The 17,246-nt window shown below is 69.1% G+C and carries 13 protein-coding genes and 1 other RNA gene; 1 reads left to right on the top strand and 13 read right to left on the bottom strand.

Features of this window, described 5'->3' with window-relative positions:
- Positions 1-108: 108 nt before the first annotated feature.
- The 13 genes from LLH23_02015 to ssrS form a co-directional block, all read right to left on the bottom strand.
- Complete coding sequence (locus tag LLH23_02015; GenBank protein ID MCE5237251.1) at positions 109-1,020, bottom strand: shikimate dehydrogenase; 912 nt, start codon at positions 1,018-1,020, stop codon at positions 109-111.
- Positions 1,017-1,547, bottom strand: a complete 531-nt coding sequence (locus tag LLH23_02010) for a YqeG family HAD IIIA-type phosphatase (GenBank protein MCE5237250.1) — start codon at positions 1,545-1,547, stop codon at positions 1,017-1,019. The genes LLH23_02015 and LLH23_02010 overlap by 4 nt, the downstream gene beginning before the upstream one ends.
- Positions 1,548-1,713: 166 nt before the next feature.
- Complete coding sequence (mltG, locus tag LLH23_02005) at positions 1,714-2,745, bottom strand: endolytic transglycosylase MltG (GenBank protein ID MCE5237249.1); 1,032 nt, start codon at positions 2,743-2,745, stop codon at positions 1,714-1,716.
- On the bottom strand, positions 2,735-3,172 hold the full coding sequence (ruvX, locus tag LLH23_02000; GenBank protein MCE5237248.1) for a Holliday junction resolvase RuvX: 438 nt from the start codon (positions 3,170-3,172) through the stop codon (positions 2,735-2,737). The genes mltG and ruvX overlap by 11 nt, the downstream gene beginning before the upstream one ends.
- 189 nt (positions 3,173-3,361) lie before the next feature.
- Positions 3,362-5,986, bottom strand: a complete 2,625-nt coding sequence (alaS, locus tag LLH23_01995) for an alanine--tRNA ligase (GenBank protein ID MCE5237247.1) — start codon at positions 5,984-5,986, stop codon at positions 3,362-3,364.
- 143 nt (positions 5,987-6,129) lie between these two features.
- Complete coding sequence (locus LLH23_01990; protein ID MCE5237246.1) at positions 6,130-7,398, bottom strand: AI-2E family transporter; 1,269 nt, start codon at positions 7,396-7,398, stop codon at positions 6,130-6,132.
- Positions 7,399-7,494: 96 nt separating this feature from the next.
- On the bottom strand, positions 7,495-8,250 hold the full coding sequence (locus LLH23_01985) for a SigB/SigF/SigG family RNA polymerase sigma factor (GenBank protein ID MCE5237245.1): 756 nt from the start codon (positions 8,248-8,250) through the stop codon (positions 7,495-7,497).
- Positions 8,251-8,254: 4 nt separating this feature from the next.
- Complete coding sequence (locus tag LLH23_01980; protein ID MCE5237244.1) at positions 8,255-8,695, bottom strand: ATP-binding protein; 441 nt, start codon at positions 8,693-8,695, stop codon at positions 8,255-8,257.
- Entirely contained in the window at positions 8,692-9,102 is a 411-nt protein-coding gene (locus LLH23_01975) for an STAS domain-containing protein (protein MCE5237243.1), read from the bottom strand. Before LLH23_01975 ends, LLH23_01980 begins: the two co-directional genes overlap by 4 nt.
- Positions 9,074-10,516, bottom strand: coding sequence for a replication-associated recombination protein A (locus tag LLH23_01970; protein ID MCE5237242.1), 1,443 nt, complete (start codon positions 10,514-10,516; stop codon positions 9,074-9,076). The genes LLH23_01975 and LLH23_01970 overlap by 29 nt, the downstream gene beginning before the upstream one ends.
- Positions 10,517-10,653: 137 nt before the next feature.
- Positions 10,654-11,718: a HEAT repeat domain-containing protein gene (locus LLH23_01965; GenBank protein ID MCE5237241.1), complete on the bottom strand. Its 1,065-nt coding sequence runs from the start codon at positions 11,716-11,718 to the stop codon at positions 10,654-10,656.
- A gap of 38 nt (positions 11,719-11,756) precedes the next feature.
- Complete coding sequence (locus LLH23_01960) at positions 11,757-14,534, bottom strand: DUF4062 domain-containing protein (GenBank protein MCE5237240.1); 2,778 nt, start codon at positions 14,532-14,534, stop codon at positions 11,757-11,759.
- Positions 14,535-14,679: 145 nt separating this feature from the next.
- Positions 14,680-14,889: non-coding RNA, 6S RNA (gene ssrS, locus LLH23_01955), on the bottom strand.
- A 155-nt stretch (positions 14,890-15,044) separates the two neighbouring features.
- Between ssrS and LLH23_01950 the strand changes: the two genes are divergently transcribed.
- Entirely contained in the window at positions 15,045-16,976 is a 1,932-nt protein-coding gene (locus tag LLH23_01950; GenBank protein MCE5237239.1) for a hypothetical protein, read from the top strand.
- Positions 16,977-17,246 lie beyond the last annotated feature (270 nt).

The following is a 17,246-nucleotide window of genomic DNA, read 5'->3' as shown; positions in this document are numbered from 1 at the left end:
TAACGACCGGGAAGGAGACCCAGCGGTAGTTGAGGCCGATTATAGTTTACGCGGGAATCTCAAGTCAACACAAAGCCGCCCGGTCGGGCACACGACCCTCCCGGCTGGCTAACCGCCCTCCCCCAGTCGTTTCAACAACGCCTGCCGCATGACCTCTACGGGGGCCGGTTGGCCGGTCCAGTACTCGAAAGATAGTGCGCCCTGATGTACTAACATCCCGGTGCCGTCAAGGGTCCGTGCGCCTTGCCGCGCCGCAGCCCGCAACAGCACTGTCTGGCGCGGGTTGTACGTCAGGTCCGCCACGATCATCCCCGGACGCAGCCACCCCTCCGGCACCACGGGGGCCACGTCATGGTGCGGGTACATGCCCACGGCCGTGCTGTCAATGACGACCCCGGCGCCGGACACCGCCGCCTCGGCCTCGGGAGCCTCGAGCGCCACGGCACACACTTCCGTAGCGCGGGAGGCCTCGCCCGCGCCAATGATGGTCCGCAGCATCTCCGCCAGCGCCTCGGCTCTCTCCAGCGTCCGGTTGACGATCGTCAGCCGGGCGGCCCCCGCTTGGCAGACCGCCAGCGCCACCGACCGCGCGCTGCCCCCGGCGCCGATCAGCGTCACCGGCTGCCCGGCCACGTCGCCCCCGATCTCGCGGAGCGACCGCAGGAAGCCCTCCCCGTCCGTGTTCCGGCCGGTCAGCCGCCCCTCACGGTTGATGATCGTGTTGGCGACCCCCAGCGTCTGCGCCTCGGGCCCCAGCTCATCCAGGTACGGCAACACCGCGGGCTTGTGGGGGATCGTGACATTCAGGCCGGCCAGGTCGAGGCCCCGCACGGCTGCCATGGCCTCGCCGACCCGCTCGGGCTGCACCGCAAAGGGCACGTAGACCCAGTTGAGGCCCAGCGCGGCGAAAGCGGCGTTGTGCATTGGCGGCGACAGGCTGTGGCGCACAGGCCAGCCGATCACGCCCGCCACACGGGTCTCGCCGTCAATGCCGCGCAGATTGTCTGAGAGGTTGCTCATGTCTCGTCCGGGGACCTGTCAGGAATGGCACAGCCCAGCCGCCGCAGCACGCGCCGCTCCAGGCCGCGGAACAGCCGTGTGCTGAAGAACTCCCGCCGATCCAGGACCGGCACCCACACCGACAGCAGGCCGTTCAGGTTCGCGCCCAGCACGTCGGCGAAGAGCTGGTCGCCGATGATGGCCGTTTGCTGCGGCTGCGTGCCCAGCAGCGTCAGGGCGACGCGGATGCCGCCGGGCATGGGCTTGCGGCCGAGGCCCCAGCGCCCGGTGGTCGGAATGCCCAGCGTGTCGCCGACCCGCCGCAGTCGGCCGAACTTGATGGTGTTGGACAGGATGCAGAGCTTGAAGCGCTCCCTGGCCCGTGCGACCCAGGCCCGCCGCTCGGCGCTCACCTCGCTGGAATGCCACGCGCACAGGGTGTTGTCCAGGTCGAGGATGAGGCCCCGCACGCCCCGCGCCCACAGGTCATCCTGGTCGAGGTGCTCGAGCCGATCCACAATGATGTCAGGCCTGCAGTGTTCCCACATATGCTGTTCCCGCGGGGGTGCGGAGGTCGCGTGGGCGCGCGTGTCCTCACGCGCGCATCCGTAACCCCACCGCCGCCCCTGGCGCGTGGGCGCGCGTGTCCTCACGCGCGCATCCGTAGGGCATCCGCCAGCCTGCGCGCGTGAGGACACGCGCGCCCACGCGGCCCTAGCCCCTCACGCGCTTGATCGCCTGCTGATGCTCCTCGTACGTCCGGCTGAACACGTGCGTCCCATCCCGCCGGGCGACGTAGAAGAGGGCATCGGTCTTCGCCGGCTTCAGCGCCGCCTGCAGACACGCCAGCCCCGGGCTGCAGATCGGGCCCGGCGGCAGCCCGGCGTGCAGGTAGGTGTTGTAGGGTGAGTTGACCTTCAGGTCCTTGTAGAGCAGGCGTGACCTGTGCTCGCCCAGAGCGTACTGCACGGTGGCGTCAATCTGCAGCCGCATGTTCCGGGCCAGCCGGTTCATGATGACCCCGGCGATGAGCGCCCGCTCCTCCGGCGCCCGCGCCTCACGCTCGACCAGCGAGGCCAGCGTCACCAACTGGGGCACAGACAGCTTCTGTCGTCGGATCTCGTTCTGGTGTGCCCGGACGAAGGTCTCATTGAGCGCCGCCACCATCTCGCTGACCACCAGGTCCGGCTTCTCGCCGACGTTGAAGGTGTACGTGCTGGGGAACAGGTAGCCCTCCAGCGAGGCGCGCGGCAGCCGGAAGCCGACCGCGCGTGACACCGCTGTGCCGCGCGCAGCGTCCAGGAACTCCTGCTGAGGGATATCCAGTTCGCGCTCCAGGCGCTCGGCCATCTGCGCCAGCGTGAAGCCCTCGGGGAAGGTCACCTTGCGCCGGGCCACCCTGCCCTCGGACAGCCGCGCCAGGATCTCCTCGGCGGACATGCTGGGGCTCAGGTCGTAGTAGCCGGCCTTCGGCGTCTTGCCCTTGCCCAGGGCCATGTTGGCCTGCACCAGCAGGCGGAACGCCGTCGCGCTGCGGATGAGCTTCTGCTGCCGCAGTGTACGCGCGAGCTGCTTGGTGCCCATGCTCTCGATGTGCACCAGTTGCGTGCGTGTGTCGCGGCTCGCGGGGGCCAGGGCCAGCCGGTACAGGCCCACTGCCAGCAGGAGCAGCAGGCCGACGGCGGTGGCCACCGTGACGGCGATGCTGGTCGGGTTGATGTAACGCTTGCGCTTGCTACGAGGCATCGTGTTGTCTGTGCTGCTCCAGATAAGACTGCAGTAATATGGCGGCGGCGACCTTGTCCACGACGCCCCGCTGACCGCGGCTGTCCAGCCCGCCCGACCGCAGCGCCCGTTGCGCCGCCGCCGAAGTCAGGCGTTCGTCATAGGTCTCCACGGGCACGGAGGACAGGCTCCGTAGCTGCTCGATCTCCCCACTCACGTGCTGCGCGGCCACGCCCTGCTGCCCCTTCAGGTCCACCGGCATGCCGACCACGATCATCTCGACGTCGTAGTCCTTCGCGATCGCCACGACTTCCTGCAGGTCGGCCTTCCCGCCCTTGCGGCTGATGACCGCGAAGGGCGAAGCAATCATCCCCATCGGGTCCGACAGGGCGATGCCGATACGCTTGGTTCCCAGATCAACACCCATGTACCGCATGATTGTGGACACCGAACGGCGTCCTCACCCCTACCCCTCTCCCTCACTCCGCTGCGCTGCGTTCCGGAGAGGGGGCTCTTCCGTCACCTCGTGGCTGCGAAGCCACAGAGAAGGCTGCCAGATCCCCTCTCCGGAGCCCGCCGTAGCCCGTAGGGCGAAGGCGGACGAGGGAGAGGGGAAGGGGTGAGGACGCCGTTGTTCTTACTTCAACTGCCCCTCCACCAACCCCGCCACCGCCGCCAGCGCCTCGCCGAGCTTCTCGGGGTCCTTGCCGCCGGCTCGGGCGAACTGCGGCCGCCCGCCCCCGCCACCACCACACCGCGTCGCGAGTTCCTTCACCAGGTTCCCGGCATGCACCCCGGCCCGGACGGCGCCGTCACTGGCCTTGGCCATGAACAGCACCTTGCCGTCCTCAACCGTGGCCAGGATCGTCACCCCCTCGCCGCTCTTGTCGGCCACCTGGTCCACCAGGCTGCTCAGCATCTCGGCATCCACGCCGGGGATCTCGGCCGCGACGACCTTCAGGCCGCCAATCTCAACCGTCTGCAGGCTGTCGAGGTTCATGGCCGACCGCGCCTGTCGGGCCTGCTTCAGCTCATGCTGCAACTCCGCCAGCCGCGCCTGCAGCCCCGCCACACGACCCGGGGCTTCCTCGACAGTGCAGCCGAGAGCCTTGGCGATGCTGACCAGCTCGGCCTCGACGTGCCGTCCGTGCCGCACGGCCTCCAGCCCGGTCACGGCCTCAATGCGCCGCACCCCGGCGGCGATGCTGCTCTCGGACAGGATACGCAGCGAGCCGACCTGCCCGGTGCTGGCGCAGTGCGTGCCGCCGCATAGCTCCATGCTCACGTCGCCGACCTTCACGGTGCGGACGACATCGCCGTACTTCTCGGTGAACAGCGCCCGGGCCCCGGCGTCGCGGGCAGCCTGGAACTCGATGGTGGCGATCGCCACCGGCAGATCGCCCACCACCCACTCGTTCACCTGGTCCTCTACGCGGTCCAGGATGTCCCGCGCCACGCTCTCGTGATGGGTGAAGTCGAAGCGCAGCCTGTCGGGCGCCACGAGCGAGCCGGACTGGTCCACGTGCGTCCCCAGCGCCCGGCGCAAGGCCTCGTGCAGCAGGTGCGTGCCGGTGTGGGCCGCGCAGATGGCCCGCCGCCGCGACGGGTCCACTTCGGCGAGGACCCGGCCCGGCTCGGTCACGCCGCTGGCCATGCGGCCGACGTGCAGGATGGTGTCACCCAGGGGCAGCGTGTTGGCCACCTCGAAGACGCCGTCGGGGAAGACGATCCGGCCGCGGTCGCCGACCTGGCCGCCTCGCTCGGCGTAGAAGGGCGTCTGGTCGAGCACCAGCCCGCCCTCGTCACCCTCCTCGAGGCCGTCCACGACCTTGTCGTCGCGGACAAAGGCCAGCGTCTGCGCCTCCGCCGCTGTCGTCTCGTAGCCCACGAACTCCGTGGCCGGGAGCCCCGCCGACAGCTCCACATCGCGCGATCCGGCCAGCCCCACGGTCTCCCCGCGCGACCGCACCCGCTGGGCCTCCATGGCCTCGGCGAAGGCCGCCTCGTCCACCGTCAGGTCGCGCTCGGCGGCCAGCTCGACGGTCAGCTCCAGCGGGAAGCCGTACGTGTCGTAGAGCCGGAAGGCTTCCTGACCGCCGATGACCGTGCCCTGCAGTCCGTCCACGATCTCCTCGAGCAGGCTGATGCCCGACTCGAGCGTCCCGGCAAACCGCTCCTCTTCCCGGTGCATGAGCTTGGCGGAGAACTCCACCTTGTCCCGCAACTCGGGGTAGGCCTCGCCCATGGCGGCGGCCACGGCCGGCAGCGCCTCGTGCAAGAAGGGCCGGGTGGCGCCCGCCTGCCGCCCGAAGCGGTAGGCGCGGCGGATGAAGCGCCGCAACACGTAGCCCGCCCCGTCGGCGCTGGGCACGACCCCGTCGTTCATGATGAACGTCGAGGCGCGGAGATGGTCGGTCATGATGCGCAGGGCCAGGTCGGTCTCGGCGGCGTCCCCATACGCCAGCGGCGTGGTGCGCTGCGAGTTGATGGCCTCGACGATGGCGCTGCAGATCTGCCACAGTTCGTCGGTCTCGGCGACGTATGGCTTGTCCTGCAGGACCAGCGCCAGCCGCTCCAGGCCCATGCCGGTGTCTACGCCGGGCTTGGGCAGCGGCGTGAGCGTCCCGTCCTCAGCCTCGGTGTACATCTGGAATACGAGGTTCCACAGCTCCAGGTAGCGGTCGCAGTCGCAGTTCACCCGGCACGTGGGACTGCCGCAGGAGTACTCCTCGCCCAGGTCAATGTGGATCTCGCTGCAAGGGCCGCAGGGCCCCTCCCAGCGCGCCTTGGGCCAGAAGTTGTCGCTGCGCCCGAAGCGCAGGATGCGCTCGCGGGGGATGCCGATGCGCTTGTGCCAGATCTCCTCGGTCTCGTCGTCATCGGTGTAGACGGTGAACCACAGGCGTTCGCGCGGGAGCTCGAGCACGTCGTTGAAGAACTCCCAGGCGAAGTCCACGGCTTCTTGCTTGAAGTAGTCGCCGAACGAGAAGTTGCCCAGCATCTCGAAGAAGGTGCAGTAGCGGTTGTGGATGCCGACACCCTCGATGTCCACGGTGCGGTTGCACTTTTGGATGCTGGCCACGCGCGGGGCCGGCGGCGCCTCCTCACCCCGGTAGGCCGCCATGTACGGCTGCATGCCGGCGCTGGTGAACAGGCTCGTCGGGTCGTCGCGCAGCACCAGCGGCGCGCTGGGGCGGACGAGATGGCCACGCTCCTCAAAGAAGCTCAGGAAAAGCTGTCGAATCTCCTGCACGGTAGGCATTGTGTCGTTCCTGCTACTCCTTGGATCAGTAGGGGCGCGCCAGGCGACGCCCGGTGTTGTTCAGTGACGGGTGGCACGGCCAGCCCTGCTGGCCGTGGACGTTGGTGCCCCCCGCACGGCCAGCAGGGCTGGCCGTGGCACCCCTACACTTCCCCTTCGTCGGGCGGCTCGGCAGGCGGCTTGTGCGCGCCTCCCGGGCTCTCATGCGCCTCGTGCCGCAGCACCGTCTCCACATCCCGCCGAATGCGAGCCACATTCATCGCCAGCAGGTTCAGGCTCGCGGCCACGTCAATGTCCAGCCGCCGCTTGCCGCAGGGCGCGGTGAAATTCACCTGTTTGATGGGCAGCCACCGCGCCAGCACGATCTTCATGCTGGCCGCCACCGGCGTGGCGATGATCATCCCGGGTATCCCCAGCAGCGCGACCCCGATGAAGACCGAGAACAGCATCACGAGCGGATGCAACCCGACCCGCTGCCCGACGATGCGCGGCGTCACGAAGGTGTCGAAGACCTGGTTGATCGCCAGCATCCCCGCGATGGAGACGCCGCAGGCCCACCAGGGCGACTGGGCGGCGGTGACGTAGCCGAAGAACCCGGCGCTGACGCAACTGACGGTCGGCCCCACGTACGGGATCATGTACGTGATGCCCGACACCAGGCCCAGGATCAGGGCATACTTGGTGCCGAAGAAGATGCTGACGGTGCTCAGGACCAGCGTGACCGTGATGCCCGTCAGGATGCTGACCAGCACGATCCCGCGCAGGTACTGCCCCAGCATGGCGTTGATCTGCGTGCCGAGGCGGTCCACTTCCCCGTCCGCGCTCGCCGGCAGCATCTTGCGGATGCTCTCGCGGAGCGGGTCAATCAGGTTCATGAAATGGAAGCTGATGACCAGCAGCAGGAAGCCCATGCCGACCAGGCCGACCGAGGCGATCAGTTGCTGGCTGAGCCACTGCAAGAAGGTGGGGATGTTGCGCGCCAGCCAGGCGCTGGCCTCCGCCACCTTGTCATCTAGGAACGGCATGATCTCCACGCCCGGATACTGGGCGTTGACATACTCCGTCAGGCGCTGGTGCCAGTACTCGTAGGTCGTCTGCGCCGTGGCCGAGTAGTCCTGCCAGTGGCTGGCAGCGTCCTGCACCTGCGCGACCAATCGCGGGACGATCAGCACGCCCCCCACCGCCAGCACCACGACGAACCCCGCCGTGACCACCCACACGGCCGCCATCCGCTTCATGCCACGGCGCTGCATGGCGTCCAGCAGCGGGTCCATCACCCACGCCACGAGCCATCCCAGGGCGAAGAGCACCAGGATGGCGAGGCTGTGCACGAACACGTAGCGCGCCACCAACGCCAGCAGCACGCCCACGAGCACGGCGGAAACGGCTTGCCACCAGACGCGACCAGTCATGGCGCTCACCCCAGGGCGCTAGGCGGAAGGCGGCAGGGCGGTGCGGCATGTCGCCGCACCGCCACCTCTCCGCCTTCGTCACTCATCCTTGTGCCGTCAGCCTTGTCGCTGCAGCACTTGCCGCAGGCGCACCAGCGCCTTCTGCTGCAGGCGCGAGACGTGCATCTGGGAGATGCCCAGCCTCTCCCCCACATCCTGCTGGGACATGTCCATGTAGAAGCGCATGATGACGATGAGGCGCTGCCGCGCCGGGAGCTGTTGCAGCGCCCAGGAGATCTCCGAGCGCTGTCCCAGGCTCTCCAGGTCCACATCCACGTCACCCGCCCGGTCGGCGGCACTCTGTCCGAAGCCGTCCTCATCGTCCTGAGCAGCGTCAATGCTCAGCAGGTCGTGCTGGCGCCCGACCTCCATCGCCTCGATGACATCCTCTTCCCCCACGTGCAGTTGCTCGGCCAGCTCCGCATACGTGGGTGAGCGCCCGTGCCGCTGCGTCATCTCCTCGAGGGCCTGGCGCGCTTTGAGCGACAGCTCCTGCACCCGGCGCGGCACTCGCAGACCCCAGGTGCGGTCGCGGAAGTAGCGCCGAATCTCGCCCTTGATGGTGGGGACGGCGAAGGTGGCGAACTTGGTGCCACGCGTCGGGTCGAAGCGGTCCACCGCGTTGACCAGGCCCAGGTGGCCGACGCTCACGATATCCTCGTACGACTCGCCGGAGTTCATGTACCGGCGGGCAACATGCCGCACCAAGCCTTCATGCCGCTCGATGAGGGCGGCACGCAGCTCGGGGTCGGAGGTGTGTCGCAACTCCGCGAACATCTCGTCCGTGGTCATCTCATCCCAGCGAGACTCCACACCGTCACCTCGCCGAGCGCTTGACCATCGTGATCTTCGTACCGCTGCCGGGAGCGCTCTCGATCTTCACCTCATCCATGAGCTGCCGCATCAGGTAGACGCCCAGCCCGCCCTCCTCGGACACCCGCTGCTCCAGGTCCACCCGCGGCAGATGCTTGGGGTCGAAGCCGCTGCCCTCGTCTTCCACTTCGAGCCGCAGCTCGCCGTCCCGAGCGGTCATGCGGATACGGATGGCGGGGCACGCCTTGCCCTCGGCCGGGGGGAAGGCATGCTCGATGGCATTGGTGCAGGCCTCGGAGACGGCCACCTTCACATCATCAATCTCGGCGACGCCCAGCCCGGCGCGCGCGGCGGCTCCGGCTACCGTCAGCCGCACCACTGACAGGAACCGCGGCTCGCAGGGGATCGTCACCTCCAGGCTGTCACGGTCCAGGGGACTGCTCATTGCTCTCCCCCCTTCACACCGTGATCGGCCGGGGCGGGCGCGTCGTCACACCCGCACCCCCCTACCGGCCAGGACAGTCGCTCCCGGGCCTCGTCGAGCGTCTCCACGACATTGAGCAACTCACGCGTGCCGGAGATCTCGAAGACGCGCAGTACATTGGGCCGGGCCGCCACGACGGCCAGATTGCCCCCCTGCTCCACGGTCCGCTTGGCGGCGCCCACGATGATCCCGAGTCCGACGCTGTCAATGTACTCGACCCGGCTCATGTCGAGCACCAGCCAGCGCGCCCCGTCCGCCACCGCCTCCGCCAGCTCCTCCCGCAGTTGCGGCCCGGTGTAGGCATCCAGCTCGCCCGCGGGCGCAAACAGCGTTGCCTCGTCACTCAGAGCTGTCTTCTGTATGTTCACCCTGTTCATCCCTCGTGCCGGCTGTGGTCGTTGGCGGCGTCTCCGGGGCCGCTGCGGGCGAGGCCTGTACGGGGGGCCTTGCCTCGACCGACCGGCCCTCTCGCTGCGCCCGCAGCGCCTCCAGGTGCTCGGCGATGAGCTGCTCGCGGCGGTTGTCCTTCGGGTTGTAGTAACGCCGCCCGGACAGGCCCGGCGGCAGGTAATCCTGGGCGACCCAGCCGCCCGGGTAGTCATGGGGGTATAGATACGGCTGACTGCTCTTGTCCAGACGCGCGGAGCCCGCCAGATGGTCCGGCACGCGCGCTGCGCCCTCCTTGGCCACGTCCTCGCGAGCCTGGGCGATCGCCAGGTACGCCGAGTTGCTCTTGGGCGCCGTGGCCAGGTGGATCGTCGCCATGGCCAGCGGAATCTGCGCCTCGGGCAGGCCGACGTATTCTACAGCATCGGCGGCGGCGATAGCAACACGCAGCGCCGTCGGGTCGGCCAGCCCCACGTCCTCGGCGGCCTGGATCACGATCCGCCGCGCGATGAACCGCGGGTCCTCCCCCGCCTCCAGCATCTTGGCCAGCCAATAGATCGCCGCGTCCGGGTCGGAGCCGCGCATGGCCTTGATGACCGCCGAGATGGTGTCATAGTGCTCGTCGCCGGCGCGGTCGTACTTGAGCACCGGCTGCTGCAGGGCTTCCTCGGCGGCCGACAGGGACACATGCCGTACGCCCTGCTCACCGGGCTGGGCGGTGAGCACGGCCATCTCCAGCGCGCTCAGGGCCGTCCGGGCGTCGCCGTTGCAGCCCTCGGACAGGTGCGCGAGCGCCTCCGGAGCCACCTCAACGGCCACCGTGCCCAGGCCCCGCTCCCCATCGGCCAGGGCCCGCTGCAGCAGCCCCAGCACCTGCTCGGCACTCAGCGGCTTGAGTTGGTAGAGCCGGCAGCGCGACCGTAGCGGCATTGTCAGGCTGAAGAAGGGGTTCTCGGTGGTGGCGCCGATCAGCGTGAAAGTCCCCCGCTCCACGAAGGGCAGCAGCGAGTCCTGCTGAGCCTTGTTGAGGCGGTGGATCTCGTCCAGGAAGACCAGCGTGCGGCGGCTGTGCAGGCGGCGACGCTCCTCGGCGGCCGCGGCTGCCTTGCGGATGTCGCTCACGCCCGAAGTCACGGCCGACAGCGGCTCGAAGTGGTGGCGGGTCATGCCGGCGATGATCGTGGCCAGGGTGCTCTTGCCCGATCCGGCCGGCCCGACGAAGATCATCGAGGGCGGGGCATCGCTGTCGAGGGCCCGGCGCAGCAGCGCCCGGGGGCCGACCAGGTGCTCCTGGCCCACAAACTCCTCGAGCGTGCGGGGGCGCATGCGCGCCGCCAGGGGCATGTGCTGCAGGTCGTCAGCGGCAAACAGGTTGTCGGGCGGTAGGGTGTCCATCGTCTCACTGCGGCGCCGCGCTAGTGTTGTGTCCCGCGATTGGCTATGTGGTCCCAGTAGCGCGGGCGGCCCGCCCGCGCGGGCAGGCGAGCCGCCTGCCCTACTGGACAGCCTCTAGCCATCACCGGGACAGCACACTACTGGCCGACGCCCTTCTGCCCCTTCTCGTCTTTGCGTTCCTCAAGGCCGAAGGTGCGTCTGATCTTCTGCCCGCACTCGCCGCAGCGCTGGTCGTCCGGCCTGACCTTCGCGCCGCAGTAGGTACAGAAGCGCAGCAGCAGGGGCTCGGCCTCGGACTGGCGCAGGGCCTCGACGGCGCAGGTGTTGCCCACCGCCCAGGCCGCATACTGCCGCACCTTGGGGTCGCCGTCACGCAAGGCCCGCAGCAGGGCCGGGAGGCCCTGCCGGTTGGCGATCCGGCCGAGCGAGTAGGCCGCCCGCCAGCGCAACTCGGGCACGGCGTCGAGGTTCTCGAGCACGCCCACAAGCATCGGCACCGCTTCCACAGCCCGCTTCTGCCCGGCCATCTCGATCTTGACCAACTGCATCGTCACGTCCGTGGGTTGCGGCATCTCCACCGGCTCAACCATCAAGCGCGCGTAGAAGACCTGGCTGACGAGGAAACAGCCCACGAAGAGGCCCCCATGGACAACATGCCTGATGATCTGCCGGTACCGCTCCTGGTTCAACCACCGCAATACCCACTCCATCAGGCCCCACCGCCGGTCCACGTAGTTGAACAACAGCAGCGGAGGCAGGTAGACGATCACGAACGATATGGCACGAGCGAGGGCCGTCAGGCGCTGGTTCCACATCCCGGCGTACTGCCGCAGGGCGCGCCGCGCGGCCTCGACCCACCCCGGACGCGGGGCCTGCGCCGTTGCCGTCCGGAAGTCGAAGCTGATCTCCAGGTTCTGCAGGGCCTCCATGACCACGTCCAGCAGCTCCCGGTCGTTCTGGAGAGCCTCCAGGAGTGCGTTGGCGACCTGCTTGTTGCCCGTCTTGCCCAGTGCCTGGGCGGCGGCGGCGCGCACGTGGACGTCCGGGTCCCGCAGATCGGCGATCAGCGAGTTGATGATGTGGGGCTGCGACGCCATCTCCGCCTGGTAGAAAGTGACGTACTTGACCACCAGCACGACGACAGCGATGGCAACCAGGGCCCGGATGATGAAACCCCGCGCCGACACTCTCCTGGCTTGCATGGGCAGTACCTCCAGCGACCGGCGCGGCGGCGCCGCGCTCAGCCTCGAAGCACGTGGTGCAAGAAGGGTACGAGCACACCGTCAAGTGCCTCTCGCAGGGCAGCCAGACCTGCCCCGACCAACCACAGCGCCACGACGAATAGGGCGAGCGTCATGATCGGGGGCGTATTGTGCAGAGCCATCCCGAGGTCATGCACGGAGCGCCGGGGCGGCTCGTAGGGCAGGCCGACCGCCGCCGCCAGCGCCGCGGCGCGCTTGCGCGTGGCATAGCCGAACCGGGCCGTCTGCTCCATGACCGACGGCAGGGACTCCCGGAGGAACTCCGCCGAGGGCAGGGGCTTGAGCCCCAGCAGGCTGCCCACGGCTACGCGGCACTCCCTGTCCGTCAGGTCGGCCAGCCGACTGCAGACGGCGCTGATGACCGACAGGTAGGGCGTGTCCTTCAGGGCGGCGAGCACCAGGATGCGCTCAGCGTCGCGGTCCAGCGCCGCCAGCGTCTCCGCCTCGCCCTGGTGCGACCGGTAGCAGAACAGGTTCAGCGCGGCGGTGGCCCGCTCGTTGGCGGGCCACGGGCTCGTGGCGGCCAACTGCCGCATCCGCCGCAGGGCCCCGTTGGCCAAAGGCTGCCGAGCCTCGACCAGCGCCACCAGGGACGGCAGGACCACCGCCGAGAGCATGTGCCGGTTGACCGCCAGGCGCAGCACCTCGGTGCAGACGGCCGCCATCACGAAGACACTCACGAACTGCAGCCGGCTCGGGATGAAGGCCAGCGAGCCGACATGCGTCACGAGCCAGCCCAGGACGGCGCTAACCACCTCTGTCTGCTTCGACGGGAACACCGCCAGCACCACCCCGCCACCGACGGCCAGGCAATAGTACGCCAGCAGGATCCAGTCAATCCGCGCCAGGGCGAACTCCCGCTGCAACTCCTCCGTGAAGTTCTGGACCACCTGCTCGCGGACGACGCTGCTGTTGCCGATGCACTTGCCTGCCAGCACCGTGTTCGTCTCCCGGATGCGCTCCAGCAGGTCGTTGGCCAGGGCCTCGTCCGCGATGAAGCCGAAGGCGAGGGACATCGGCTCCTCCCAGCCCCGCCCCTGGCACCAGTGCATGATCTGCTGGGTCAGGCGGTGGCGGAGGCCGTGGGGGCCCCGGGGCCCGGCCGCCAGCAAGGGCTCGATGGCCAGCCGGCGGATCTCCAGGGCCGCGCAGTACTCCTGCAGCGCCGGGTGCCAGAACCGCAGGGAGCCCCCGACCTGGGCCAGGATACCGTTCTCCACCAACTCCTCGGCCATGACCCGGGCGTCGCTGTCCGGGTCGGTCGTCGGCACGGCCACCTGCAGAATGGACCGCAGCACCGGCAGGCCGAAAGTGTGCGTGCCGGCCTCGTGCGCCTGATAGCCCAGCGTTGAGATCACCTGCAGTTTCAGATCGGTGGACAACTGGTTGACGTAGGAGGCCTTCTCCCGCAGGTCCATCGCTAGGGCCATGTCCACGAACTGCCCGAGCAGGCTCCCCTTGGTGACGCGGGCCTCGCCCAGGCGCGTGATGGTCTTGATGAGGACGAACAGGAACAGTGGCTTCTGCGCCAGGGTGAAGGTGTCGGGGTCGCTGAGCTTGTCACCGATTTGCTGGACGGCCTCCTCGTCCAGGAAGCCGGAAGCCAGGTAGTCCCGCAACTGGTGCAGAGCCAGGTCGTCCAGCGTCGCGCACTGCGCGCCGAGAGTCCGCTCCCACAGGTCGCGGCGCCGCTCCACGAAGTGTGACCGGGCGGTGAACACCATGCCTTCGTTCGGGTGACGTGCCACGAAGTCCCGCAGGGCAGTGACGGCGGAGCGCAGGTCGCCCTCCGCGATCTCGTTCAGGCCATCGAAGCAGAAGCAGAAGCGCTGGGTGGCCAGGAAGCGCCGGGCGTGGTCCAGCGTGAGCACCGGCGGGAAGCCGTGCTGGCGCAGGGCTCGCGCCACCAGCGACAGGATCTCCTCATGCGGCTGCACGTCCGGCACCCGCTGGTAGTTGGCCAGGCTCACCAGCACCGGCACCGGGAGCATGGGGTTGCGCCGGCGCTCGGGGGGCAGGGCCAGCGCCTCGCGCGCGGCCTCGTAGACAGCCATGCGCAGCGAGTAGGTCTTGCCGCTGCCGGCGTCACCCCGCAACAGCAGTACCCCGCCGGAGGCACGGGTCTGGCCGATCAACTCCTGCACGTCCACTGAGGCTGCCGTCTCGGGGACACCCCTCCCGGCCGCTAGCGGCGCCACCGAGGCGCTCAGCGGCAGATAGGGGATGTTCTCCTCCTGGGCGGTCTCATGCTGCTTGACGGTGCTGCCCAGATAGCGGGGGATGTAGCGGGGGAAGACCCGTTCGAAGGCGCGGTCGTCCACGGCCTCGTCAAGGAAGCGGCGGACGTCAGCCTGCACCAGCGGCCCGAGGTCGTCGGGGGTGTCGTACTCCTGGCAGCACTCGCCCGCGGCCCAGTCCTGCACCTCAGCCACGAAGGTCTGCTGGTCGGCCTCGCGCTCGACGCGCCTGATGTAGACCAACACCGGCTTGCCCTCATCCAGGGCCGTCTCATACTCCAGGTGGGTGGGTGACTTGCCGTCCGCCGTCCGTGAGCCGTACCATTGCCCCAGCAGGAGGATAACCAGGTCGGTCTTGCGCACTTCGTCCAGACAGGCCACCTCGGGGCTCGCGGTGCGGCCACCCATCTCGTCCTCATACAGGAACGGCTCCAGGCCCGCCGCCCGGGCAGCCGCGGCGGCCGCCCGGCGATCGGCGCCCAGGTCTCGACTGGCCGAACTGATGAAGGCAGTAGGCACGCGGCAACACCCGTCACGAGGGACTGGTATGGTTGCTGCTCAGCGATGGAGGAAGCGGCTTGACGCCAATGGGGTCCGGCCCCCACCGGGCCTTCCGCGTTGCGCGGAGATGGCGACGGTGGGGATGAGTAGGCCTGGAAGCGACGAGGGCCCCACAGGAGCCGTGCACCTTAACGGTTTCGGACCCATCATCAAGGTGGGTTCCCTCTCACCGGGTTAATGTTCGTCCTGCAGGTCGGAGCAGCTTGCGCTGCCCGCCGGCCTGAGAAGACCATCACGCCGCCGGTGAAGCCGGGATCCCCTAATGCGGGTGTTGGCCAGAAACCTTAGGGTGTCACGCGCAACGTAGGGCCACTCTCGTCTTGGCATGATTATACCAGATTCACCCCATGACTTCAAGGAACACGGCGGCTCAACACAGGTGTTGAGCGCTCCAGCGGCGAACCATTGGCGGACTCACTTGTCGAAGCTATTGCCACGGCCCCTTACCCACACCACACAGGTGAACTGATGCGCGTTCTCCGTCTGCTTGTACCCCTGCTGCTTTGCCTGCCGGCGGTCGCCGCCCGCGAGGCCGACGCCCCGGCCCTGCAGGCGATCGTGGCCTATGGCCAGGCCCATTTCGACGCTGCCACCGGCCTCGTCAAGGGCGGCACCGGCCTCCCGGACATCCCGGAAGCCAGCGCCGGTACCGTGGCGGCCTGTCTGGCCACCGGGCAGAACCTCGATCAGGCGCGCCTCATCCTCGGGAAGATCCTGGACACGCAGGCCGCGTCGGGGGCCGAGCTGGGGCACTTCCCGTGGCAGGCCCAGATGGTGACTGCCGCCGCCGACGGGACGCCGCTCACGCCGCACCTGGAAGCCGTCCCCACCCCCGAGGCGACGCTCTACGCCGCGCCGCTGCTGGCCTACGCACTGCGCCACCACGCCGACACCCTGGGCGCTGATCTCACAGCCCGCTTGCGCCAAAGCCTGCTCCTGGCCGACAAGGCCCTGGCCCGTGTCGCGGTCAAGCCCCAGGACGATGCTCGCTTCCTGTTGCGCGTGGCCGCCCGGGCGACGATTGCCGCCGCACTGGGCGCCGACGCCGGGGGCGCTGTCGGTGAGGTGAACGACTGGCTGCGCCTGACCACCCGCACGGGCCTGCCCGCCGGCCACAGCGCCACGTTCGATACGGTGCGCTATGTGTCGCTCAAGTGGATCCGCGAGAGCCTGCCCGAGGAGCGCCGGGCGGCGATGGACCAGGCGCTGACGCTGGCGGCGGTGGACTTGGCGGGCCGGGTGCATCCGGCCGCTGCCTACGTGGGCGGCGCGCTCACCCAGGGCTTCGCGTCGGACTATGTCAACGCCGCCGGCTTCCCGTCATATGTGCTGGCGACGGACTTCGGCCTGCCGCTGCCCGCGCAGATCGAGCCGTACCTGGCGGCGGCAGTGCTGCCGCAGTGGCGGGCGCCGGAGAGCATTGTCGGGCTGACGGCCACCACGGGCCTGCGCCGCACGCGCTCGCCCCTCGCCGCGGTGCGCGGCACGGATACCTACATCGCCCCGCACTACTCCCTCGGCACGATGTCGGGCGAGGTCGGCCCGGCCACCATACCCATCTTCTGCACCTTTGCCCGCTCCAGCCGCCCGACCATGTACTTCTACTGCGATCCCGCGCCCTGCACCATCCAGTCGGTGCAGGCGGACAACCTGGCCGTGTGCAGCTTCAACTTCGACGACATCGCCATCCCCAAGCGCGTACAGGCCTCGCTGCGAGGCGTGCTGGGAGCCCGGGAAGGCGTGAAGGGCGTCTACTGCTATGGCGTGCCGTGGAACGGGCAGCCCACCGCCGTAGGTGAGTTGGAGAGCGTGGCCGTGGAGACCGCCGAGTGCTATGTGGGCCTGACGCTGACCCGCACGGGCCCGTCGGGCAGCAACCAGGGCGCCGCCGCCAAGCCGGCCGTGATGGAGTGGAGCGGCCCGGAGGAGTCGGCCAGCCTGTTGCTGACCATCTACGCCCGCCCCCAGCAGTACGTGCTACCCAAGCCGATGCACAACCTGCGCGCCGGGGTCGTGATCGAGGTCGTCAGTCGCCAGGCCTATCCCACGCTGGCCGACTTCACCAAGCACCTGGGGGCCGGACGCCTCAAGCAGGTCATCAAGAGCGGCAAGGAGCGCCTCACCGAGCCGGAGAAGCCGCGCGACCCCAATGTGCTCATCCCCGAGCCGCGCGCCCGGGGCAACCGTGCCTTCCGGGTGATGGCCGAGCAGACGGTGGAATACACGCTGGAGGGCCGGAGCCTGAAGCTGGTGGAGGACCTGCTGGCCAACGAGGGCCTGGAGCAGCAGATTGACGGGGTAACGCTCGACCCGAAGTTCCTGTGGGAGAGCGAGTTCTTCAAGTGGGAGCCGGCCCTGGACCTGGCCAAGACCCTCGAGGCGTTCCTCCCGCAGCCGTAGCCGTTGCCGTAGGACCGCCGGCGTCCAGCCGGCTGCCGTTGCCGTCAACCCCTCCCCGCGGGGAGGGGTCGGCGCGCAGCGCCGGGGGTGGGCCGCCGTGCGCCACGCCCTCCGACAGCGAACGGCGTCCTAACCCTTGCCCCCTCCCTGAAGGGAGGGGAAACGACACACCCCTCCCCCGCGGGGAGGGGTCGGCGCGCAGCGCCGGGGGTGGGCCGCCGTGCGCTACGCCGCCCACAGCGAACGGCGTCCCACCACCAGCCCCCACCC

The organism is bacterium, from assembly GCA_021372615.1.
In the GTDB taxonomy this organism is placed as follows: domain Bacteria; phylum Armatimonadota; class Zipacnadia; order Zipacnadales; family UBA11051; genus JAJFUB01.
This window is presented reverse-complemented; position numbering and strand designations above follow the sequence as displayed.